At 60.2% G+C, this 15,606-nt stretch carries 16 protein-coding genes; 4 read left to right on the top strand and 12 right to left on the bottom strand.

Annotated features, from left to right (window positions below; all coding sequences use genetic code 11):
- Positions 1-91: 91 nt before the first annotated feature.
- Positions 92-862, bottom strand: a complete 771-nt coding sequence (locus ACF8Q6_RS06765) for a TerC family protein (protein WP_392490498.1) — start codon at positions 860-862, stop codon at positions 92-94.
- Positions 863-931: 69 nt separating this feature from the next.
- Positions 932-2,239: a CitMHS family transporter gene (locus tag ACF8Q6_RS06760; RefSeq protein WP_010951541.1), complete on the bottom strand. Its 1,308-nt coding sequence runs from the start codon at positions 2,237-2,239 to the stop codon at positions 932-934.
- Positions 2,240-2,506: 267 nt separating this feature from the next.
- Between ACF8Q6_RS06760 and ACF8Q6_RS06755 the strand changes: the two genes are divergently transcribed.
- Positions 2,507-2,908 (top strand): GFA family protein, encoded by a 402-nt coding sequence (locus ACF8Q6_RS06755; protein WP_011953166.1) that lies wholly within the window; start codon positions 2,507-2,509, stop codon positions 2,906-2,908.
- 38 nt (positions 2,909-2,946) lie between these two features.
- Here the strand turns inward: ACF8Q6_RS06755 and ACF8Q6_RS06750 are convergent, their stop codons facing one another.
- The 10 genes from ACF8Q6_RS06750 to ACF8Q6_RS06705 form a co-directional block, all read right to left on the bottom strand.
- Entirely contained in the window at positions 2,947-4,902 is a 1,956-nt protein-coding gene (locus tag ACF8Q6_RS06750) for a DUF4105 domain-containing protein (RefSeq protein WP_392490499.1), read from the bottom strand.
- Positions 4,899-5,219 carry a DUF2388 domain-containing protein gene (locus ACF8Q6_RS06745; protein ID WP_003252932.1) on the bottom strand — a complete coding sequence of 107 codons (321 nt, stop codon included), beginning with the start codon at positions 5,217-5,219 and terminating at the stop codon, positions 4,899-4,901. Before ACF8Q6_RS06745 ends, ACF8Q6_RS06750 begins: the two co-directional genes overlap by 4 nt.
- 36 nt (positions 5,220-5,255) lie before the next feature.
- Positions 5,256-5,549, bottom strand: coding sequence for a DUF2388 domain-containing protein (locus ACF8Q6_RS06740; RefSeq protein ID WP_011953168.1), 294 nt, complete (start codon positions 5,547-5,549; stop codon positions 5,256-5,258).
- An 89-nt stretch (positions 5,550-5,638) separates the two neighbouring features.
- Positions 5,639-5,956, bottom strand: a complete 318-nt coding sequence (locus ACF8Q6_RS06735; RefSeq protein WP_392490500.1) for a DUF2388 domain-containing protein — start codon at positions 5,954-5,956, stop codon at positions 5,639-5,641.
- Between the two features lie 311 nt (positions 5,957-6,267).
- A complete protein-coding gene (locus tag ACF8Q6_RS06730; RefSeq protein ID WP_003252924.1) occupies positions 6,268-6,483 on the bottom strand; it encodes a DUF1127 domain-containing protein in 216 nt (71 codons plus the stop codon).
- A 435-nt stretch (positions 6,484-6,918) separates the two neighbouring features.
- Positions 6,919-8,412, bottom strand: a complete 1,494-nt coding sequence (locus ACF8Q6_RS06725; protein ID WP_392490501.1) for an acetyl-CoA hydrolase/transferase family protein — start codon at positions 8,410-8,412, stop codon at positions 6,919-6,921.
- Positions 8,413-8,598: 186 nt separating this feature from the next.
- Positions 8,599-10,035 carry an NAD(P)(+) transhydrogenase (Re/Si-specific) subunit beta gene (locus ACF8Q6_RS06720; protein WP_003252919.1) on the bottom strand — a complete coding sequence of 479 codons (1,437 nt, stop codon included), beginning with the start codon at positions 10,033-10,035 and terminating at the stop codon, positions 8,599-8,601.
- Positions 10,036-10,037: 2 nt separating this feature from the next.
- Positions 10,038-10,352: an NAD(P) transhydrogenase subunit alpha gene (locus ACF8Q6_RS06715; protein ID WP_003252914.1), complete on the bottom strand. Its 315-nt coding sequence runs from the start codon at positions 10,350-10,352 to the stop codon at positions 10,038-10,040.
- 11 nt (positions 10,353-10,363) lie between these two features.
- On the bottom strand, positions 10,364-11,485 hold the full coding sequence (locus ACF8Q6_RS06710) for a Re/Si-specific NAD(P)(+) transhydrogenase subunit alpha (protein ID WP_003252911.1): 1,122 nt from the start codon (positions 11,483-11,485) through the stop codon (positions 10,364-10,366).
- Between the two features lie 418 nt (positions 11,486-11,903).
- On the bottom strand, positions 11,904-12,821 hold the full coding sequence (locus ACF8Q6_RS06705; protein WP_104960561.1) for a LysR family transcriptional regulator: 918 nt from the start codon (positions 12,819-12,821) through the stop codon (positions 11,904-11,906).
- A gap of 160 nt (positions 12,822-12,981) precedes the next feature.
- Between ACF8Q6_RS06705 and ACF8Q6_RS06700 the strand changes: the two genes are divergently transcribed.
- The 3 genes from ACF8Q6_RS06700 to ACF8Q6_RS06690 all read left to right on the top strand — a co-directional run.
- On the top strand, positions 12,982-14,163 hold the full coding sequence (locus ACF8Q6_RS06700; RefSeq protein WP_003252907.1) for an acyl-CoA dehydrogenase: 1,182 nt from the start codon (positions 12,982-12,984) through the stop codon (positions 14,161-14,163).
- A 13-nt stretch (positions 14,164-14,176) separates the two neighbouring features.
- Entirely contained in the window at positions 14,177-15,397 is a 1,221-nt protein-coding gene (locus ACF8Q6_RS06695; protein ID WP_392490502.1) for a CaiB/BaiF CoA transferase family protein, read from the top strand.
- Positions 15,398-15,606 (top strand): hypothetical protein (locus ACF8Q6_RS06690; protein ID WP_392498532.1); only part of this gene is annotated, 209 nt, incomplete at its 3' end.

Genomic DNA, 15,606 nt, shown 5'->3' with positions numbered 1-15,606 from the left:
CCACAGTGACAACGCGCAGGAAAAAACGCACAGAAAAAGGCATTAAAAAGGGCCCTGCGAAGGGCCCTTGTTGTGCTGCACTTCCTTGGTCTTATTGACCCGGAATGTCCTTGCGCAGTTTCACCGGTTCATGTTCCTTGCCATCCTTGCGGGCCATGGCGGTACGCATGCGGATGTTGATGGCTTCCACCGCCAGCGAGAAGGCCATGGCGAAGTAGACATAGCCCTTCGGCACATGCACTTCGAACGCTTCAGCGATCAGTACAGTACCGACCACGATCAGGAACGACAGCGCGAGCATCTTCAGCGACGGGTGCTTGTCGATGAAATTGCTGATGGCGCCGGCGCACAGCATCATCACCAGCACGGCCACGACGATGGCGGCGATCATCACCGGTACGTGGGAAACCATGCCCACAGCGGTGATCACCGAGTCCAGCGAGAACACGATGTCGATGATGGCGATCTGGATGATGGTGTAGAAGAACTTGCCACCTGCGCCTTTGGGCTCCTCTGCGTTCTCGTCCTCGCCTTCCAGGCCGTGGTAGATCTCTTGCGAGCTCTTCCACAGCAGGAACAGGCCACCGAAGAACAGGATCAGGTCACGCCCGGAGATGCCTTGGCCAAAGACCACGAACAGGTCGGCGGTAAGGCGCATCACCCAGGTAATCGACAGCAGCAGCATGATACGGGTGACCATGGCCAGGGCCAGGCCGAAGATCCGGGTACGTGGCTGCATGTGCTTGGGCATGCGGCTGACCAGAATCGAGATCATGATGATGTTGTCGATACCGAGGACGATCTCAAGCGCGGTAAGGGTGAAAAAGGCAACCCAGATTTCCGGGCTGGTCAGCCATTCCATGTATTTTCCTTCGAGCGGTAATGGCAACGCGCCCCGGTCAGGGCGCGTCGCGTACGTTATACGGATGTATTAAAGACTACTGAACAGCGGGAAAATCCCCATCAGCAGTGCGCCGAGCATTATGCACAGGCATACCAGCACTGCCCACTTGAGCGTGAAGCGCTGATGATCGCCGAACTCGATACCGGCCAGGGCCACCAGCAGGTAGGTGGAGGGTACCAGCGGGCTGAGCAGGTGTACCGGCTGCCCGACGATCGACGCACGGGCCATTTCCACCGGGGTGATGCCATAGTGGCTAGCGGCCTCGGCCAGCACCGGCAGCACGCCGTAGTAGAACGCGTCGTTGGACATGAAGAAGGTGAACGGCATGCTCACGATCGCGGTGATTACGGCCAAGTATGGGCCCAGTGCCTCGGGGATGACCGCCAGCAGGCTCTTGGACATGGCGTCGACCATGCCGGTGCCGGACAGGATGCCGGTGAAGATGCCGGCGGCGAAGATCAGCCCGGTCACGGCCAGTACGCTGCCGGCGTGGGCGGCGATGCGGTCCTTCTGCTGTTGCAGGCACGGGTAGTTGACGATCATGGCGATACTGAAGGCAATCATGAACAGCACTGGCAGCGGCAGCAGGCCGGCGATCAGCGCGACCATCAGGGCGGCGGTCAGGGCACCGTTGAAGTACAGCAGCTTGGGCCGGCGTGCGTCCGGGTACTGCGAGACGGTGATTTCGCTGTGGTCGATGTCGTCGGTAGGCAGATGCAGTTCGCCCAGGCGGGCGCGTTCACGCTTGCCATACATGTAGGCAATGGCCAGGATCGCCAGCACACCGAACAGCATGGCCGGGATCATCGGCACGAAGATGTCTGACGGGTCTACGTGCAGGGCGCTGGCAGCACGCGCGGTCGGCCCACCCCAGGGGGTCATGTTCATCACGCCGCCGGCGAGGATGATCAGGCCGGCCATGATCCGCGGGCTCATGCCCAGGCGGCTGTACATCGGCAGCATGGCGGCGCAGCAGATCATGTAGGTGGTGGCACCGTCACCGTCGAGTGAGACCACCAGGGCCAGTACAGCAGTGCCGACCGAGACTTTCAGCGGATCGCCCTTGACCAGCTTGAGGATCTTGCGAACGGCCGGGTCGAACAGGCCGGAATCGATCATCAGGGCGAAATAGAGGATGGCGAACATCAGCATCACGCCGGTAGGTGCGAGCTTGCTGATGCCCTCTAGCATCATGGGGCCGATCTTGGCGGAAAAACCACCGAACAGGGCGAACAGGATCGGTACCAGAATCAGCGCGATCAAGGCCGAAAGGCGCTTGGTCATGATCAGGTACATGAACGTGATGACCATGGCAAAGCCGAGGAAGGTCAGCATGGCAATACTCCAGGCGTGGCGCGGCGAAAGAACAGTCGATTCGGGCGTATCAGCGCGTAGGGCGCTGTGCGGGGAGCATGCGGAGGGGGACTACGAAAAGGCGGGCACAGGAATACATCAGAATCACCATTGTTGTTGTTGATTGGGCCGGGCGCGGTATTGACCGGGTGCCCTGGCTGACCGGTCTTGTGCCGGTAGTGGGCGCTATCCTAAAAGGGCAAGCTTTCAGCCAGCTTTCGCTGAAGCAAAGGTGACGAGAGGTAGGTGATGCAGGATGTAACCGAAGGTGGCTGCCATTGTGGAGCCCTGCGTTATCGACTGGAGGGCAACCTGACGGACATTGCCCACTGTCATTGTTCGATCTGCAGGCGGGTCAGCGGTGGACTGGTGGTCACCTGGCTTACCCTGCCCCGTTCTGGGTTCCAGTGGTTGACGGGCGAGCCGAACTGCTATGTGGCGCCTGCCAGTTGCAGCCGCTACTTCTGTGGGCAGTGTGGGGCGCATGTGGCGCTGGTGACCACGCATAGCCCGCAGACGATCGATGTGACGGTGGCCACGCTGGATCACCCTGAGCGGGTACGAGCCAACCGGCATATCTGGGTGGGCAGCCGGTTGCCCTGGTTGCATCTGGATGAGGATTTGCCCTCGGAAGATGAGGAGCGCCTGTAGGGGTGGGCTTGCCCGCGAAAGGGCCAGCCCGTCATCCATCACAACTGCAGGCCACCAGCAGCCTTGTGCAACGCCCGCAAGTGCTCGCCGATCTGCTTCACGTTGGTCTCGACCGCTGCAATTTCCTTGGCTCGCGACGGCTCCAGCAGCGCCCTCACCTCTTTGTCCAGGCTGGTGCTCAAGCGCAACAGCTGTGCCTGGCGCTCTCTGCTCACCTGTTCCAGGCGCTTGCGCTCTTCTGGCTGCGGCAGCCCGTAGCCTTTGGAATCGAGCAACTCTGCCGGGCGGCTGAGAAAACCGCTGTTGGCAAGCATTTGCTTGAGCGTGGCATCGGCTTTGTTGATGCTGCCATCCTTCAAGGCTGCGGCATTCAGGTAACGCTGCTTGACCTCGTCCTGGGCCAGCAGAAGCTGCCGGCGCAGGCTGGCCTGCTCAAGCAGAAGCAGTGCCGCGCTGGTGCGCAGGTCAGCCTTGGCGAACCAGCTACGACGCTGCTCGGCATTGAGGGCCAGCCAGTCTTCAACCAGAGCTTGCTTGATTGGCAATTGCTTTCTCAGCACCTCGAACATGGCCTGGTACCGGTCGCGGTAAGAATCGAAGCGGTAGCCCAGGCGTAACGCTTCGCGCGGGTTATCAAGCACGCTGGTGTCTGCCAGCCCCCTGCCCTTGAGGACGGCCAGCAAACCGTTGGGCATGATGCTGTCCAGGTCGTTGAGGCGTGGATTGGCGGTGCCGCTGCGCAGCAGCTTCAACGACTCCACTGCACAGTTGTTGGACAGGAACCAGTAGTTGCCGTCATAGCTCCAGTGCATCTCGGCGGCCTGGCGCACCAGGTTCTCGATTTCGTCGCGGTTGAGCTTCAAGGGCACCGAGGCCAGGCTGCGCAGCTCGGTCTTGGTGTATTCGTCGATCACCTGGCCCAGCGGAAGCACGAATAGCCGCGACGGGTAGTTGCCGACCAGGCCGTCCCAGCTGGAGAGTTGCACGTCGTTGACGAAGGCGCGGTACGAAAGCACCAGGCTTTGATCAAGGTCCAGGCGGCAGTCTGGACCGCGTGGTCGGCCCGGCTTGCAGATCACCAGGCGCAGCATGCTGTGCCCCCAGCGGCTGACCAGGTTCTGATTGGCTTCAGCCAACAGATAGTCCACTTCGTAGACCCGCTCTGGGTCGATTTCACCCAGCGGTTGGCGGGCGAAGTCGCTGCCGGCATTGATGAATGGCAGGCCCTTGGCACAGGTGTCCTGTTGGGGTGCCCAGCCGAAGTGTTCGCGGAGGTACTGATACAGCGCCGGGCGACGGCAGCTGTAGCTCGGGTCAAGGAGGAAATACTCCATGTTGACCGCGATGTATTCCTTGGGGCTGCTCAACTCATAGCTGTCGGGGCTGCGCACGAATTGGCCATTGTGCTGTTCGCGCTCGCCGCGTCGGCCCACGTACTGCTGCCACCCGGCTAGGTCGAGCAGGCGTGGGTCGTCGCTCAGGGTGAAGCGGCGCTCGGCCTGCCCGCGGCATTCTTCCGGCAGGCCGACCTTGCCCAGCGTGCCTTGCTGGCGCTTGCAGCGTGCAATCAGCGAATTTTCGGCGCTGGGCCACAGGCGGGCACGGTCGTAGAGATGGGTGAGCTCGTGTAGCACGGTGGCCAGCAGCTCATCACGCACCGTGCCATGTGGGCGGTCGGTGCGCTCAGTGGCGGCGCTGCCATCGGTGAGGCTGGGCAGCAAGCGGCGGTTGAGCTCGAGGGTGGATATCAGGGAAGCCTGCCCATAGGCGTCGGCAGGCATGTTGTCGCTCCAGCTGACCCGCACGCGTCGGTCCAGCTGCTGCTTGAAGCGCGGTGGCAGCTTACCCATGGCCTCGTTGAGCAAGGCTTGGGAAGCTTGTGCTTGTTGCGGGTCCAGGCCGGACGACTGCAGCTCAAGCTGCAGGTCGGCCAAGGCGGGCGTGCCGAGCAGCGTCAGGGCGCAGCCGAGCAGCCAGGCGCGCACGCGCGTCACAGTGCGAGTATGGCTTCAGCCAGCACCTGATCGCTGGCGCCTCGCGCTTCCGGTACGCGCTCGCGCAGGGTATTGAAGGCTGCCTCGAGTTGGACGCCGCGGATGTCACCGTTGCTGGCGACAAAGCTTGCAGCGTCGTCGTGGGCTTCACGCACCACTTTGGAGTCGCGGATCGAGGTGGTGGTGTCTGAGGTGAAGTCGATCGAACGGCCAAAGGCACGCACGATGATGTTGCTGGTGGCCACCAGGGTCTGTGCCTGGGCCAGGTCGGCCAGCAGCAGCATGCCGAGGGAAGCGGCAATCAGCGGTTTACGCATGGAGCATCTCCGAAAAATACAGGGAGTCAGATGTAGTTATTGGACGAGAATTGCCTGCGCCAGTTCCAGATCGCCGACGGCATGCCGTGCGCAATTGTGGCGTAATGATTCAAGGGCGGCTTCCAGGCGTGCACCACGGATCAGGCCGTCGCTGGCAACGAATGCGGCGGCATCGTCGCGGGCCTGTCTGACCAGTTTGCGGTCGAATGGTGCGGCTGTGACCTGGCTGGTGACATAGCCGGTGATGACCAGGCTTTGTGTGGTCGTATCCATGGCATGGGCGCTGGCCATGCCTGCGGCGGCGAACAGCAACGGCAACAGATAACGCATGAGCTTTCTTGAAGGCTGGAAAAATGAACGGCGAAGCCTACCTCAGGTGCGAGGGCCGAAGCCAACGCACCTGTCTCGCATGGGGTGTATCAGAGTGCCAGGATGGCCTGGGCCAGCTGTGCATCGCTGGCTTGCAGGGCAGGCATGTTCGAACGGATGTGTACAAAGGCGCTTTCCAGTCGGGCGCCGCGGATAGCGCCCTGGGTACCGACGAAGCTGGCTGCGTCATCGCGGGCTGCCTGGACGATCTTGTCGTCGCGGAACGAAGAACTCACGTCGGATGTGGCGTCGGTGGAGGCAGCAACGGCGCCCACTACCGCGTCGGTGGTGACAACGAAACTGGTGGCATTGGCAGTGCCAGCCAGGCCAAGCAGCAGGGCGGTGCCAAGCAGGTGTTTACGGGACATGATCGTGGACTCCTGGGGTAGGGTCAGGTTGGTTCTGCTTTATCGGACGTTTGCAGGGATCGTCACGGTACGTTTCAACAACGGGTTCCAGCAGACGGTTATGCCAAGCGTATCACGCAGTGCTGCGTAGGGATGATAACGAGTGCTACGCCAGGCAACTGTTAAGGCATTTTTTTGTATTTGCAAAACTGTACTGGTCGTGATCTGAAGTGCTCTACAGCGTATCTCTCGGGCAATAAAAAACCCGCTGCAGTTACCTGCAACGGGTTTGGGGAATTCACGGTGCCGGCCGAAGCCGGCAAGCCGGGAGCTTAGCGCCAGAAAGGCTTGCTCAGCTCTTCGTAGCGCTGCGACTCGCTGATACCGGCGTCTGCCAGCAGGCGGGAGTCCAGGCGAGCCAGTTGACGACGGCTGGTCATACGGCGCTGCCACAGCAGCAGGGTCGACAATGCGCGCAGCGGCAGCGAGGTGTTGGATTGCTGGGCGTTGCTTTCAAAAACCAGACCGGAACTGAGGGTACGTTCCATGATGCTTCATCCTTCCGCTTATGGCGGCATTAGGTAGTGATTTAACTGATGCCAATGATCCTCCTCTGTCGTCCATAACAGTAGATACAGTTCAGTTGAAAGACGATGGCTCAGTTAACTGTGTAACCCTACTGTTGCACTCGAAATAGGCGAAACTGTACTGGTCTGCACTTCTTTGGTGCGCTTTGATTCGAGAAAGGGGATTTATCAGTCGGGTAGGTCTGAAAACACCAGTACAGTAGTACAGATTGTGCGGCTGATAGCGGAAAGGTGCATTGATAGAAGGGGTTGACTGTTATGGCCCATTCGCGAGCTTGCCCGCTCCCACAGGGAAAGTGCTGCCCTTGAGGGTTGCACATCACGTGTGGGAGCGGGCAAGCCCCCGAAGAGGCCGGAACAGCGGAGGCAGGGCCGCCGTTCCGTACCACATCTGGATTAGCTAGCCAGCATGCGCCCGGTTTCTTCCAGGTTTTCGTGCCAGCTCAGGGCTTCACGCAGGATGTGCGGGGTATGGCCGCCACGCTGGCAGGCGCGGTCGAAGTAGTCGTTCAGCGCAGCGCGATAGTCTGGGTGCACGCAGTTGTCGATGATCGCTCGCGCCCGCTCGCGCGGCGCCAGGCCACGCAGGTCCGCCAGGCCCTGCTCGGTGACCAGGATGTCCACGTCGTGCTCGGTGTGGTCGACATGGCTGACCATTGGCACCACGCTGGAAATCGCCCCGCCTTTGGCAATCGACTTGGTGACGAACACCGCCAGGTGGGCGTTACGGGCGAAGTCGCCGGAGCCACCAATGCCGTTCATCATCCTTGTGCCACAGACGTGGGTGGAGTTGACGTTGCCGTAGATATCGAACTCCAGTGCGGTGTTGATACCGATGATGCCCAGGCGACGTACCACTTCCGGGTGGTTGGAAATTTCCTGCGGGCGTAGCACCAACTTGTCCTTGTAACGCTCCAGGTTGCCGAACACATCGGCATTGCGGCGCGTTGACAGGGTGATCGAGCTGCCCGATGCGAAGCTAAGCTTGCCGGCGTCGATCAGGTCGAAGGTGGAGTCCTGCAGCACTTCGGAGTACATGGTCAGGTCTTCGAACGGAGACTCGATCAGGCCGCACATCACCGCATTGGCAATGCTGCCAATGCCAGCTTGCAGCGGGCCGAGCTTGTTGGTCATACGGCCTGCATCCACTTCCTTCTTGAGGAAGTTGATCAGGTGGTCGGCGATGCACTGTGTTTCATCATCTGGCGGCAGCACAGTGGACGGCGAGTCTGGCTGGTCGCTGATGACGATACCGACGATCTTGGCCGGGTCGATCGGGATCGCGTTGCTGCCGATACGGTCGTCTACCTTGACCAGCGGGATTGGCGTGCGAGTCGGACGGTAGGTTGGGATATAGATGTCGTGCAGGCCTTCGAGGTTGGTGTTGTGCGAGAGGTTGATCTCCACAATCACCTGCTTGGCGAAGATCGCGAAGCTGGCCGAGTTGCCCACCGAGGTGGTTGGCACGATGTGGCCTTGCTCGGTGATGGCCACAGCTTCGATGACCGCGATGTCCGGCAGCTTCAGCTGCTGGTTGCGCAGTTGCTCGACGGTTTCCGACAGGTGCTGGTCAATGAACATCACCTGGCCGTCATTGATGGCTTTGCGCAGGGTGCTGTCGACCTGGAACGGCATGCGGCGGGCCAACACACCGGCCTCGGTCAGTTGTTTGTCCAGGTCATTGCCCAGGCTGGCGCCGGTCATCAGGCTGATTTTCAGTGGCGATTGCTTGGCACGTTCGGCCAGTGCATGCGGTACGGCCTTGGCTTCGCCGGCGCGGGTGAAGCCGCTCATGCCGACAGTCATGCCGTCCTCGATCAGACCAGCGGCATCAGCCGCACTCATTACCTTGCTGTGCAGGGAGGACAAGCGGATACGATCACGGTACATGGATTGTTATCTCGGGCTACTGAAACTACTGCAGCGCAGTCTAGAGATTTCGCCCATTGCCGTCCCACGACCATGGTCGTATGAGAAGCCTTGTATTTGAGCCGTTGATCCGGATCAATAAAAGAAAAGCCCCGGCAGATTCTGACCGGGGCCTCCTTTATATCAGCTGGTTTGCAGCGGCTGGTGTCACTCCACTGCCTTGACCATGTCCTCGATGACCTTCTTGGCGTCACCGAACACCATCATGGTCTTGTCCAGATAGAACAGTTCGTTGTCCAGGCCGGCATAGCCGCTGGCCATCGAGCGTTTGTTGACGATGATGGTCTTGGCTTTGAACGCTTCGAGGATCGGCATGCCGGCGATTGGCGACTTGGGATCGTTCTTCGCCGCCGGGTTGACCACGTCGTTGGCGCCCAGCACCAGCACCACGTCGGCCTGGCCGAACTCGGCGTTGATGTCTTCCATCTCGAATACCTGATCGTACGGCACTTCAGCCTCGGCCAGCAGTACGTTCATGTGCCCGGGCATACGGCCCGCCACCGGGTGAATTGCATACTTCACGGTCACGCCGTTGTGGGTCAGCTTCTCGGTCAGCTCTTTCAGCGCGTGTTGTGCGCGGGCCACCGCCAGGCCGTAGCCCGGAACGATGATCACGCTGTCGGCGTTGCTGAGCAGGAAGGTGGCATCGTCAGCCGAACCGGACTTCACCGGCCGCTGTTCTTGCGAACCTTGCGCCGCGCCAGTGTCGGTATCGCCACCGAAGCCGCCAAGGATGACGTTGAAGAACGAGCGGTTCATCGCCTTGCACATGATGTACGAGAGGATGGCACCGGACGAACCTACCAGGGAACCCGCGATGATCAGCATCGAGTTGTTCAGCGAGAAGCCGATGCCGGCCGCTGCCCACCCCGAGTAGCTGTTGAGCATCGACACCACCACTGGCATGTCGGCGCCGCCGATCGGAATAATGATCAACACACCCATGATGAAGGCCAGGACCAGCATCAGGGTGAAGGCACTGTAGTGGCCAGTGAAAGTGAAAAGCAGGCCAAGGGCGATGGTGGTCAGGCCAAGGATCAGGTTCAGTTTGTGCTGGCCAGCGAACTGTACCGGTGCGCCTTGGAAAAGGCGGAACTTGTACTTGCCCGACAACTTGCCAAAGGCGATCACCGAACCGGAGAAGGTAATGGCACCGATGGCAGCACCGAGGAACAGTTCCAGGCGGTTGCCGGTGGGGATCGGATCGCTGATGGCAGCCACAATGCCCATCGACTGTGGCTCCAGCACGGCGGCGATGGCAATGAACACCGCGGCCAGGCCGATCATGCTGTGCATGAAAGCGACCAGCTCGGGCATTTTGGTCATTTCGACGCGCTTGGCCATGATCGAACCGGCGGTGCCGCCGACCAGCAGGCCGACGATGACATAGCCGATACCGGCTGTGGCAAGTTCAGCCCCAAGCTTATAAATGAGGCCGACCGTCGTGAGGATGGCGAGCCCCATGCCGATCATGCCGAACAGATTGCCGCGCCGCGAGGTAGTCGGGTGCGACAGGCCCTTGAGCGCCTGGATGAAGCACACCGAGGCGACGAGGTAGAGGAGCGTTACCAGATTCATGCTCATGCTTACTTCTTCGCCTCGTTCTTGGTTTTCTTCTTGAACATTTCAAGCATGCGGCGGGTGACCAGGAAGCCACCGAACACGTTGACTGCGGCAAGGGCCACGGCCAGGGTGCCCATCAGCTTGCCGGCCGGGGTCACGGTCAGGGCCGCGGCCAGCATGGCGCCGACGATGACGATTGCCGAGATGGCATTGGTGACCGCCATCAGTGGGGTGTGCAGCGCCGGGGTGACGTTCCACACCACGTGGTAGCCCACATAGATGGCCAGCACGAAAATGATCAGGTTGTAGATGCCGTGGGAAATCAGCATGTCTTCCATTGTCGTGCTCCTTAGCCGTTCTTGCGGACGATCTGACCATCACGGCACATCAGGCAGGCCGCGACGATGTCGTCTTCGAGGTTGATGATCAGCGCGCCATCCTTGTCGAACAGCAGCTTCATGAAGTCCAGCAGGTTGCGTGCATACAGTGCCGAGGCATCGGCACTCACCTGGGCCGGCAGGTTGGTCGGGCCGACGATGGTCACGCCGTTCTCCTGCACCACCTGGTCTGCGACGGTCAGCGGGCAGTTGCCGCCTTGGGCTGCAGCCAGGTCGATGACCACCGAGCCAGGCTTCATCTGCGCCACGGTTTCGGCGCTTAGCAGGGTCGGCGCCTTGCGCCCGGGGATCAGCGCGGTGGTGATGACGATATCCGCCTGCTTGGCGCGCTCGTGCACGGCCTGCGCCTGGCGCTGCATCCAACTGGCCGGCATTGGTCGGGCATAGCCGCCAACACCTTCGGCGCATTCTCGCTCCTCATCGGTCTCGTATGGCACGTCGATGAATTTTGCACCCAGTGATTCGATCTGCTCTTTCACCGCAGGGCGAACGTCGGATGCTTCGATCACCGCACCCAGGCGCTTGGCTGTGGCGATGGCCTGCAAGCCGGCAACGCCGGCGCCCAGTACCAGCACGCGTGCGGCCTTAACGGTACCGGCAGCGGTCATCAGCATTGGCATGAAGCGTGGGTAGTGATGGGCTGCCAGCAATACGGCCTTGTAGCCGGCGATGTTGGCCTGCGACGACAGCACGTCCAGGCTCTGCGCCCGCGAGGTTCGCGGCGCGGCTTCCAGGGCGAAGGCGGTAATGCCGCGTTCGGCCATCTTGCCGATCAGTTCACCGTTGAAGGGGTTGAGCATGCCCACCAGAAGGCTGCCGCTGTTGATCAGGGCCAGTTCCTGGTCGTTGGGGGCGACCACTTTGAGTACCAATTGGGCGCCGTAGGCATCGGCGGCGCTCCCAAGGGAAGCACCCACGGCTTCATAGGCACTGTCCGGAATGGCGGCGTTGAGCCCTGCCCCCCGTTGAACGGTGACCTGATGGCCCTGGCCAATCAGTTTCTTGATGGTTTCGGGGGTCGCAGCGACCCTTGTCTCACCGGTCTGCGTCTCGAGAGGAACACCAATGTGCACGACTATTTCTCCTGCGGTGACCTTTTGTCTTTGTAGAAGCCAGCACACTTCGGATGGTGCGCTGGGGCGGCTGTGGAGCGCCAACCCGCCGGATCCCGGGCGGGGCGAAGCATTTTGCAGACGAACCCGAAGGCCTTCAACCGGTTCTGGAGCGAAACTAAGTCAAAACTACAAGTCACCCTGTGACCGCTTGTCGCAGCTATAGGGCTGCAGCCCGTCAAACATGCGCCATTGGCAGATTAGGAGAAAAAATCAAAAAAAAGCGGCCAATTCGCTTACGACTAGTTGGATGTCGCAAAATAACCCGCAAAGCCGCGTACTGAGCACGGTTAAAGGGTATTTTTGTGCTTGCGTTACAGTTTTCGAATATGCGACATATACATATATCTGTAGGTGTTTAAAATAATTGACTACAGGGTCAATTTGTCGCGTTTGTCCCTGAGCTATTTATATAGGCCTGAGCCTGACTTACCAGCCAGTCGCGAAAGGCGCGTAGCGACGCCGACTCCACCTTGCGCTCTGGAATCATCAGATAGTAGGCCTTGTCGCTACTCAGGGCATGCCTGTTAGCGACCACCAGCCTTCCCTCCTCCAACTCCCGCTGGATCAGGAACGGTGGTATCAGGGCAATGCCCATATCGTGCATGGCCGCCTGGGCGAGCATCGAGAATAGTTCATAGCGCGGGCCTGTCATGTCGCGCTCCACATTCATGCCCACACTGCCGAACCATTGCCGCCAGGCATACGGGCGCGTGCTCTGCTGCAGCAGTGGTAGCTGCGCGATGTGGCGTGCCTCGAGCATGCCTTGGCCGTTCAGCAGTGCCGGGCTGCACACGGGTACTGGGTTTTCACCCATCAGTTGGTGTGACTGGGTGCCTGACCAGTCCGCATCACCAAAATAGATGGCGGCATCGAAGGTAGTGTCGGCAAACAGGAATGGTCGGGTGCGGTTGGTGAGGTTGACTGTGACCTCCGGGTGGCGCTGTTGGAAGTCCTTGAGCCGTGGTAGGAGCCATTGAGTGCCAAAAGTCGGCACTACCGCCAGCTCGATCACATTGGCGCCTTGCTGGCGCATGACCGACAAGGTATCGCGCTCCACGGCGTCCAGTTGGGCCGCCACCTGGCGACTGTAGGACAGGCCGGCTTCGGTCAGCCTTACGCCGCGGCGCGAGCGACGGAACAGTTCCACATTAAGGAAGGCTTCCAGGCCACCGATCTGCCGACAGACGGCACCTTGGGTCAGGGCGAGTTCCTGGGCAGCCTTGGTAAAGCTCTCGTTACGGGCTGCCGCCTCGAAGCAAATCAGGGCGGCGGTACTGGGGATCTTACGGCGCATGTACGTCAACCTCACTTGTAAGGCTGTCAATAAGGCGTTTTGACGATTTACGGAGTGACAAAATATCACTAATTGGTGCGCAATCCTCGTTTGTTCCGGCGGCCGATCAGGCCTAGGCTCAAAGGCACAAGAAACTGACCCCTATTTCGAGGATTCGCTCATGGCCGGTAAAGCAAGCTTCAACTGGATCGACCCGTTGCTGCTGGATCAGCAGCTCACTGAAGAAGAGCGCATGGTGCGTGACAGCGCTTATCAGTTCGCCCAGGACAAGCTGGCCCCGCGTGTGCTTGAGGCCTTCCGCCATGAGCAGACCGATCCGGCGATCTTCCGCGAGATGGGTGAAGTCGGCCTGTTGGGTGCAACCATTCCCGAGCAATACGGTGGCAGCGGCCTGAATTATGTGTGCTATGGCCTTATTGCTCGCGAAGTGGAACGTATCGACTCAGGTTACCGCTCGATGATGAGTGTGCAGTCGTCGCTGGTGATGGTGCCGATCAACGAATTTGGCACCGAAGCTCAAAAGCAGAAGTACCTCCCCAAGTTGGCCAGTGGCGAGTGGATCGGTTGCTTCGGTCTGACCGAGCCTAACCATGGCTCCGATCCTGGTTCGATGATTACGCGCGCGAGGAAGGTCGACGGTGGCTACCGGCTGACCGGCAGTAAAATGTGGATCACCAACAGTCCCATCGCCGATGTGTTCGTGGTGTGGGCCAAGGATGATGCGGGCGATATTCGTGGCTTCGTACTGGAAAAAGGCTGGCAAGGCCTCAGTGCCCCGGCAATCCATGGCAAGGTTGGCCTGCGCGCGTCGATCACTGGTGAAATCGTCATGGACAATGTGTTCGTGCCAGAAGAGAACATCTTCCCGGACGTGCGTGGCCTCAAGGGCCCGTTCACCTGCCTGAACTCGGCTCGCTATGGTATCTCTTGGGGGGCGCTGGGTGCCGCTGAAGCCTGCTGGCACACCGCTCGCCAGTACACCTTGGACCGTCAGCAGTTTGGTCGTCCACTGGCCGCCAACCAGTTGATTCAGAAGAAGCTTGCCGACATGCAGACAGAAATCACCCTGGCGCTGCAGGGCTGCCTGCGTCTGGGTCGCATGAAGGATGAAGGGACCGCTGCGGTGGAAATCACCTCCATCATGAAGCGCAATTCCTGCGGCAAGGCGCTGGATATCGCCCGGATGGCGCGTGACATGCTGGGCGGCAACGGCATCTCCGACGAGTTTGGTGTGGCCCGCCATCTGGTTAACCTGGAGGTGGTCAACACCTATGAAGGTACCCATGATGTGCATGCACTTATCCTGGGGCGTGCGCAGACTGGTATCCAGGCGTTCTATTAATAAGGAGCAAGCCATGGGCGCGCTATCACATCTGCGGGTGCTAGACCTTTCGCGCGTGTTGGCCGGCCCGTGGTCTGGTCAGATTCTGGCTGACCTTGGTGCCGACGTTATCAAGGTCGAGCGCCCAGGCAGTGGCGACGATACCCGCTCATGGGGGCCGCCTTTTCTCAAGGATGTCGAAGGTGAGGACACCAGTGAGGCGGCTTACTACCTGTCGGCCAACCGCAACAAGCGCTCAGTGACCATCGACTTTACCCAGCCGGAGGGGCAGCGGCTGGTGCGGGAGCTGGCGGCGAAGTGCGATATCGTCATAGAGAACTTCAAGGTGGGTGGGCTGGCTGCCTATGGCCTGGACTACCAGAGCCTCAAGGCGGTAAACCCGCAGCTCATCTATTGCTCCATTACCGGCTTCGGTCAGACCGGGCCCTATGCCAAGCGCGCTGGCTATGACTTCATGATCCAGGGATTGGGTGGGCTGATGAGCCTGACCGGTCGTCCGGAGGGTGAAGAAGGCGCAGGGCCGGTCAAGGTGGGGGTGGCGCTTACCGATATTCTGACCGGGTTGTATTCCACGGTCGCCATGCTGGCTGCCCTCGCCCACCGGGATCAGACAGGGGTCGGACAGCATGTCGACATGGCATTGCTCGATGTGCAGGTGGCCTGCCTGGCGAACCAGGCAATGAACTACCTGACCACGGGCACCCCTCCTCGTCGGCTGGGTAATGCGCATCCTAATATAGTCCCTTACCAGGACTTTCCGACGGCAGATGGCGATTTCATTCTTACCGTCGGTAATGACAGCCAGTTCCGTAAATTCGCTGAGGTGGCCGGGCAGCCGCAATGGGCGGAGGACCCTCGGTTCGTTACCAATAAGCTGCGGGTGGCCAACCGGGCTGAGCTGATACCACTCATTCGCCAGGCTACGGTGTTCAAGACCACAGCTGAGTGGGTGGCCCAGTTGGAGGCTGCAGGAGTGCCGTGTGGGCCTATCAATAACCTGGCGCAGATGTTCCAGGACCCCCAGGTTCTGGCGCGCGGGTTGGCGTTGAATATTCCGCATCCATTGGCGGGTAATGTGCCGCAAGTTGCGAGCCCGATACGGTTGTCGGAGACGCCAGTGGAGTATCGGCGGGCGCCACCACTGCTGGGCGAGCATACCGAAGTGGTGCTGGGGGAAGTGTTGGGGCTGGATGCCGGCGAGCTGCAGCGTCTGCGTGGTGCTGGTGTGCTCTAGATGGAAAGCGGGGAGGCCGGCAGGCCTCCCCGCTTTGTTTTTCAGCGCTATCAAAGTTTATTGAAATTAAAGGTTGACGCCCTCTCGAATCCCCTTATAATGCGCCCCACTTCCAGCGGCATCGGAACGAAAAACTCCTTGAAATTCAATGAGTTAAGTAGTGAAGGCAGAAGCTGGAAGGGCTACGATCGAATGATCGAAAGCGGTTG

Source organism: Pseudomonas sp. GLN_2, from assembly GCF_043106005.1.
In the GTDB taxonomy this organism is placed as follows: Bacteria; Pseudomonadota; Gammaproteobacteria; order Pseudomonadales; family Pseudomonadaceae; genus Aquipseudomonas; species Aquipseudomonas alloputida.
The sequence above is the reverse complement of the archived record's forward strand: the minus strand, read 5'-3'. Positions and strand labels throughout refer to the sequence as shown.

Excerpts from the sequence above, each read along its gene's own strand:
- ACF8Q6_RS06765 (WP_392490498.1), bottom strand. The coding sequence starts at position 862 with ATGGAATGGCTGACCAGCCCGGAAATCTGGGTTGCCTTTTTCACCCTT.
- ACF8Q6_RS06760 (WP_010951541.1), bottom strand. The coding sequence starts at position 2,239 with ATGCTGACCTTCCTCGGCTTTGCCATGGTCATCACGTTCATGTACCTG.
- ACF8Q6_RS06755 (WP_011953166.1), top strand. The coding sequence starts at position 2,507 with ATGCAGGATGTAACCGAAGGTGGCTGCCATTGTGGAGCCCTGCGTTAT.
- ACF8Q6_RS06745 (WP_003252932.1), bottom strand. The coding sequence starts at position 5,219 with ATGCGTAAACCGCTGATTGCCGCTTCCCTCGGCATGCTGCTGCTGGCC.
- ACF8Q6_RS06740 (WP_011953168.1), bottom strand. The coding sequence starts at position 5,549 with ATGCGTTATCTGTTGCCGTTGCTGTTCGCCGCCGCAGGCATGGCCAGC.
- ACF8Q6_RS06735 (WP_392490500.1), bottom strand. The coding sequence starts at position 5,956 with ATGTCCCGTAAACACCTGCTTGGCACCGCCCTGCTGCTTGGCCTGGCT.
- ACF8Q6_RS06730 (WP_003252924.1), bottom strand. The coding sequence starts at position 6,483 with ATGGAACGTACCCTCAGTTCCGGTCTGGTTTTTGAAAGCAACGCCCAG.
- ACF8Q6_RS06725 (WP_392490501.1), bottom strand. The coding sequence starts at position 8,412 with ATGTACCGTGATCGTATCCGCTTGTCCTCCCTGCACAGCAAGGTAATG.
- ACF8Q6_RS06720 (WP_003252919.1), bottom strand. The coding sequence starts at position 10,035 with ATGAGCATGAATCTGGTAACGCTCCTCTACCTCGTCGCCTCGGTGTGC.
- ACF8Q6_RS06715 (WP_003252914.1), bottom strand. The coding sequence starts at position 10,352 with ATGGAAGACATGCTGATTTCCCACGGCATCTACAACCTGATCATTTTC.
- ACF8Q6_RS06705 (WP_104960561.1), bottom strand. The coding sequence starts at position 12,821 with ATGCGCCGTAAGATCCCCAGTACCGCCGCCCTGATTTGCTTCGAGGCG.
- ACF8Q6_RS06700 (WP_003252907.1), top strand. The coding sequence starts at position 12,982 with ATGGCCGGTAAAGCAAGCTTCAACTGGATCGACCCGTTGCTGCTGGAT.
- ACF8Q6_RS06695 (WP_392490502.1), top strand. The coding sequence starts at position 14,177 with ATGGGCGCGCTATCACATCTGCGGGTGCTAGACCTTTCGCGCGTGTTG.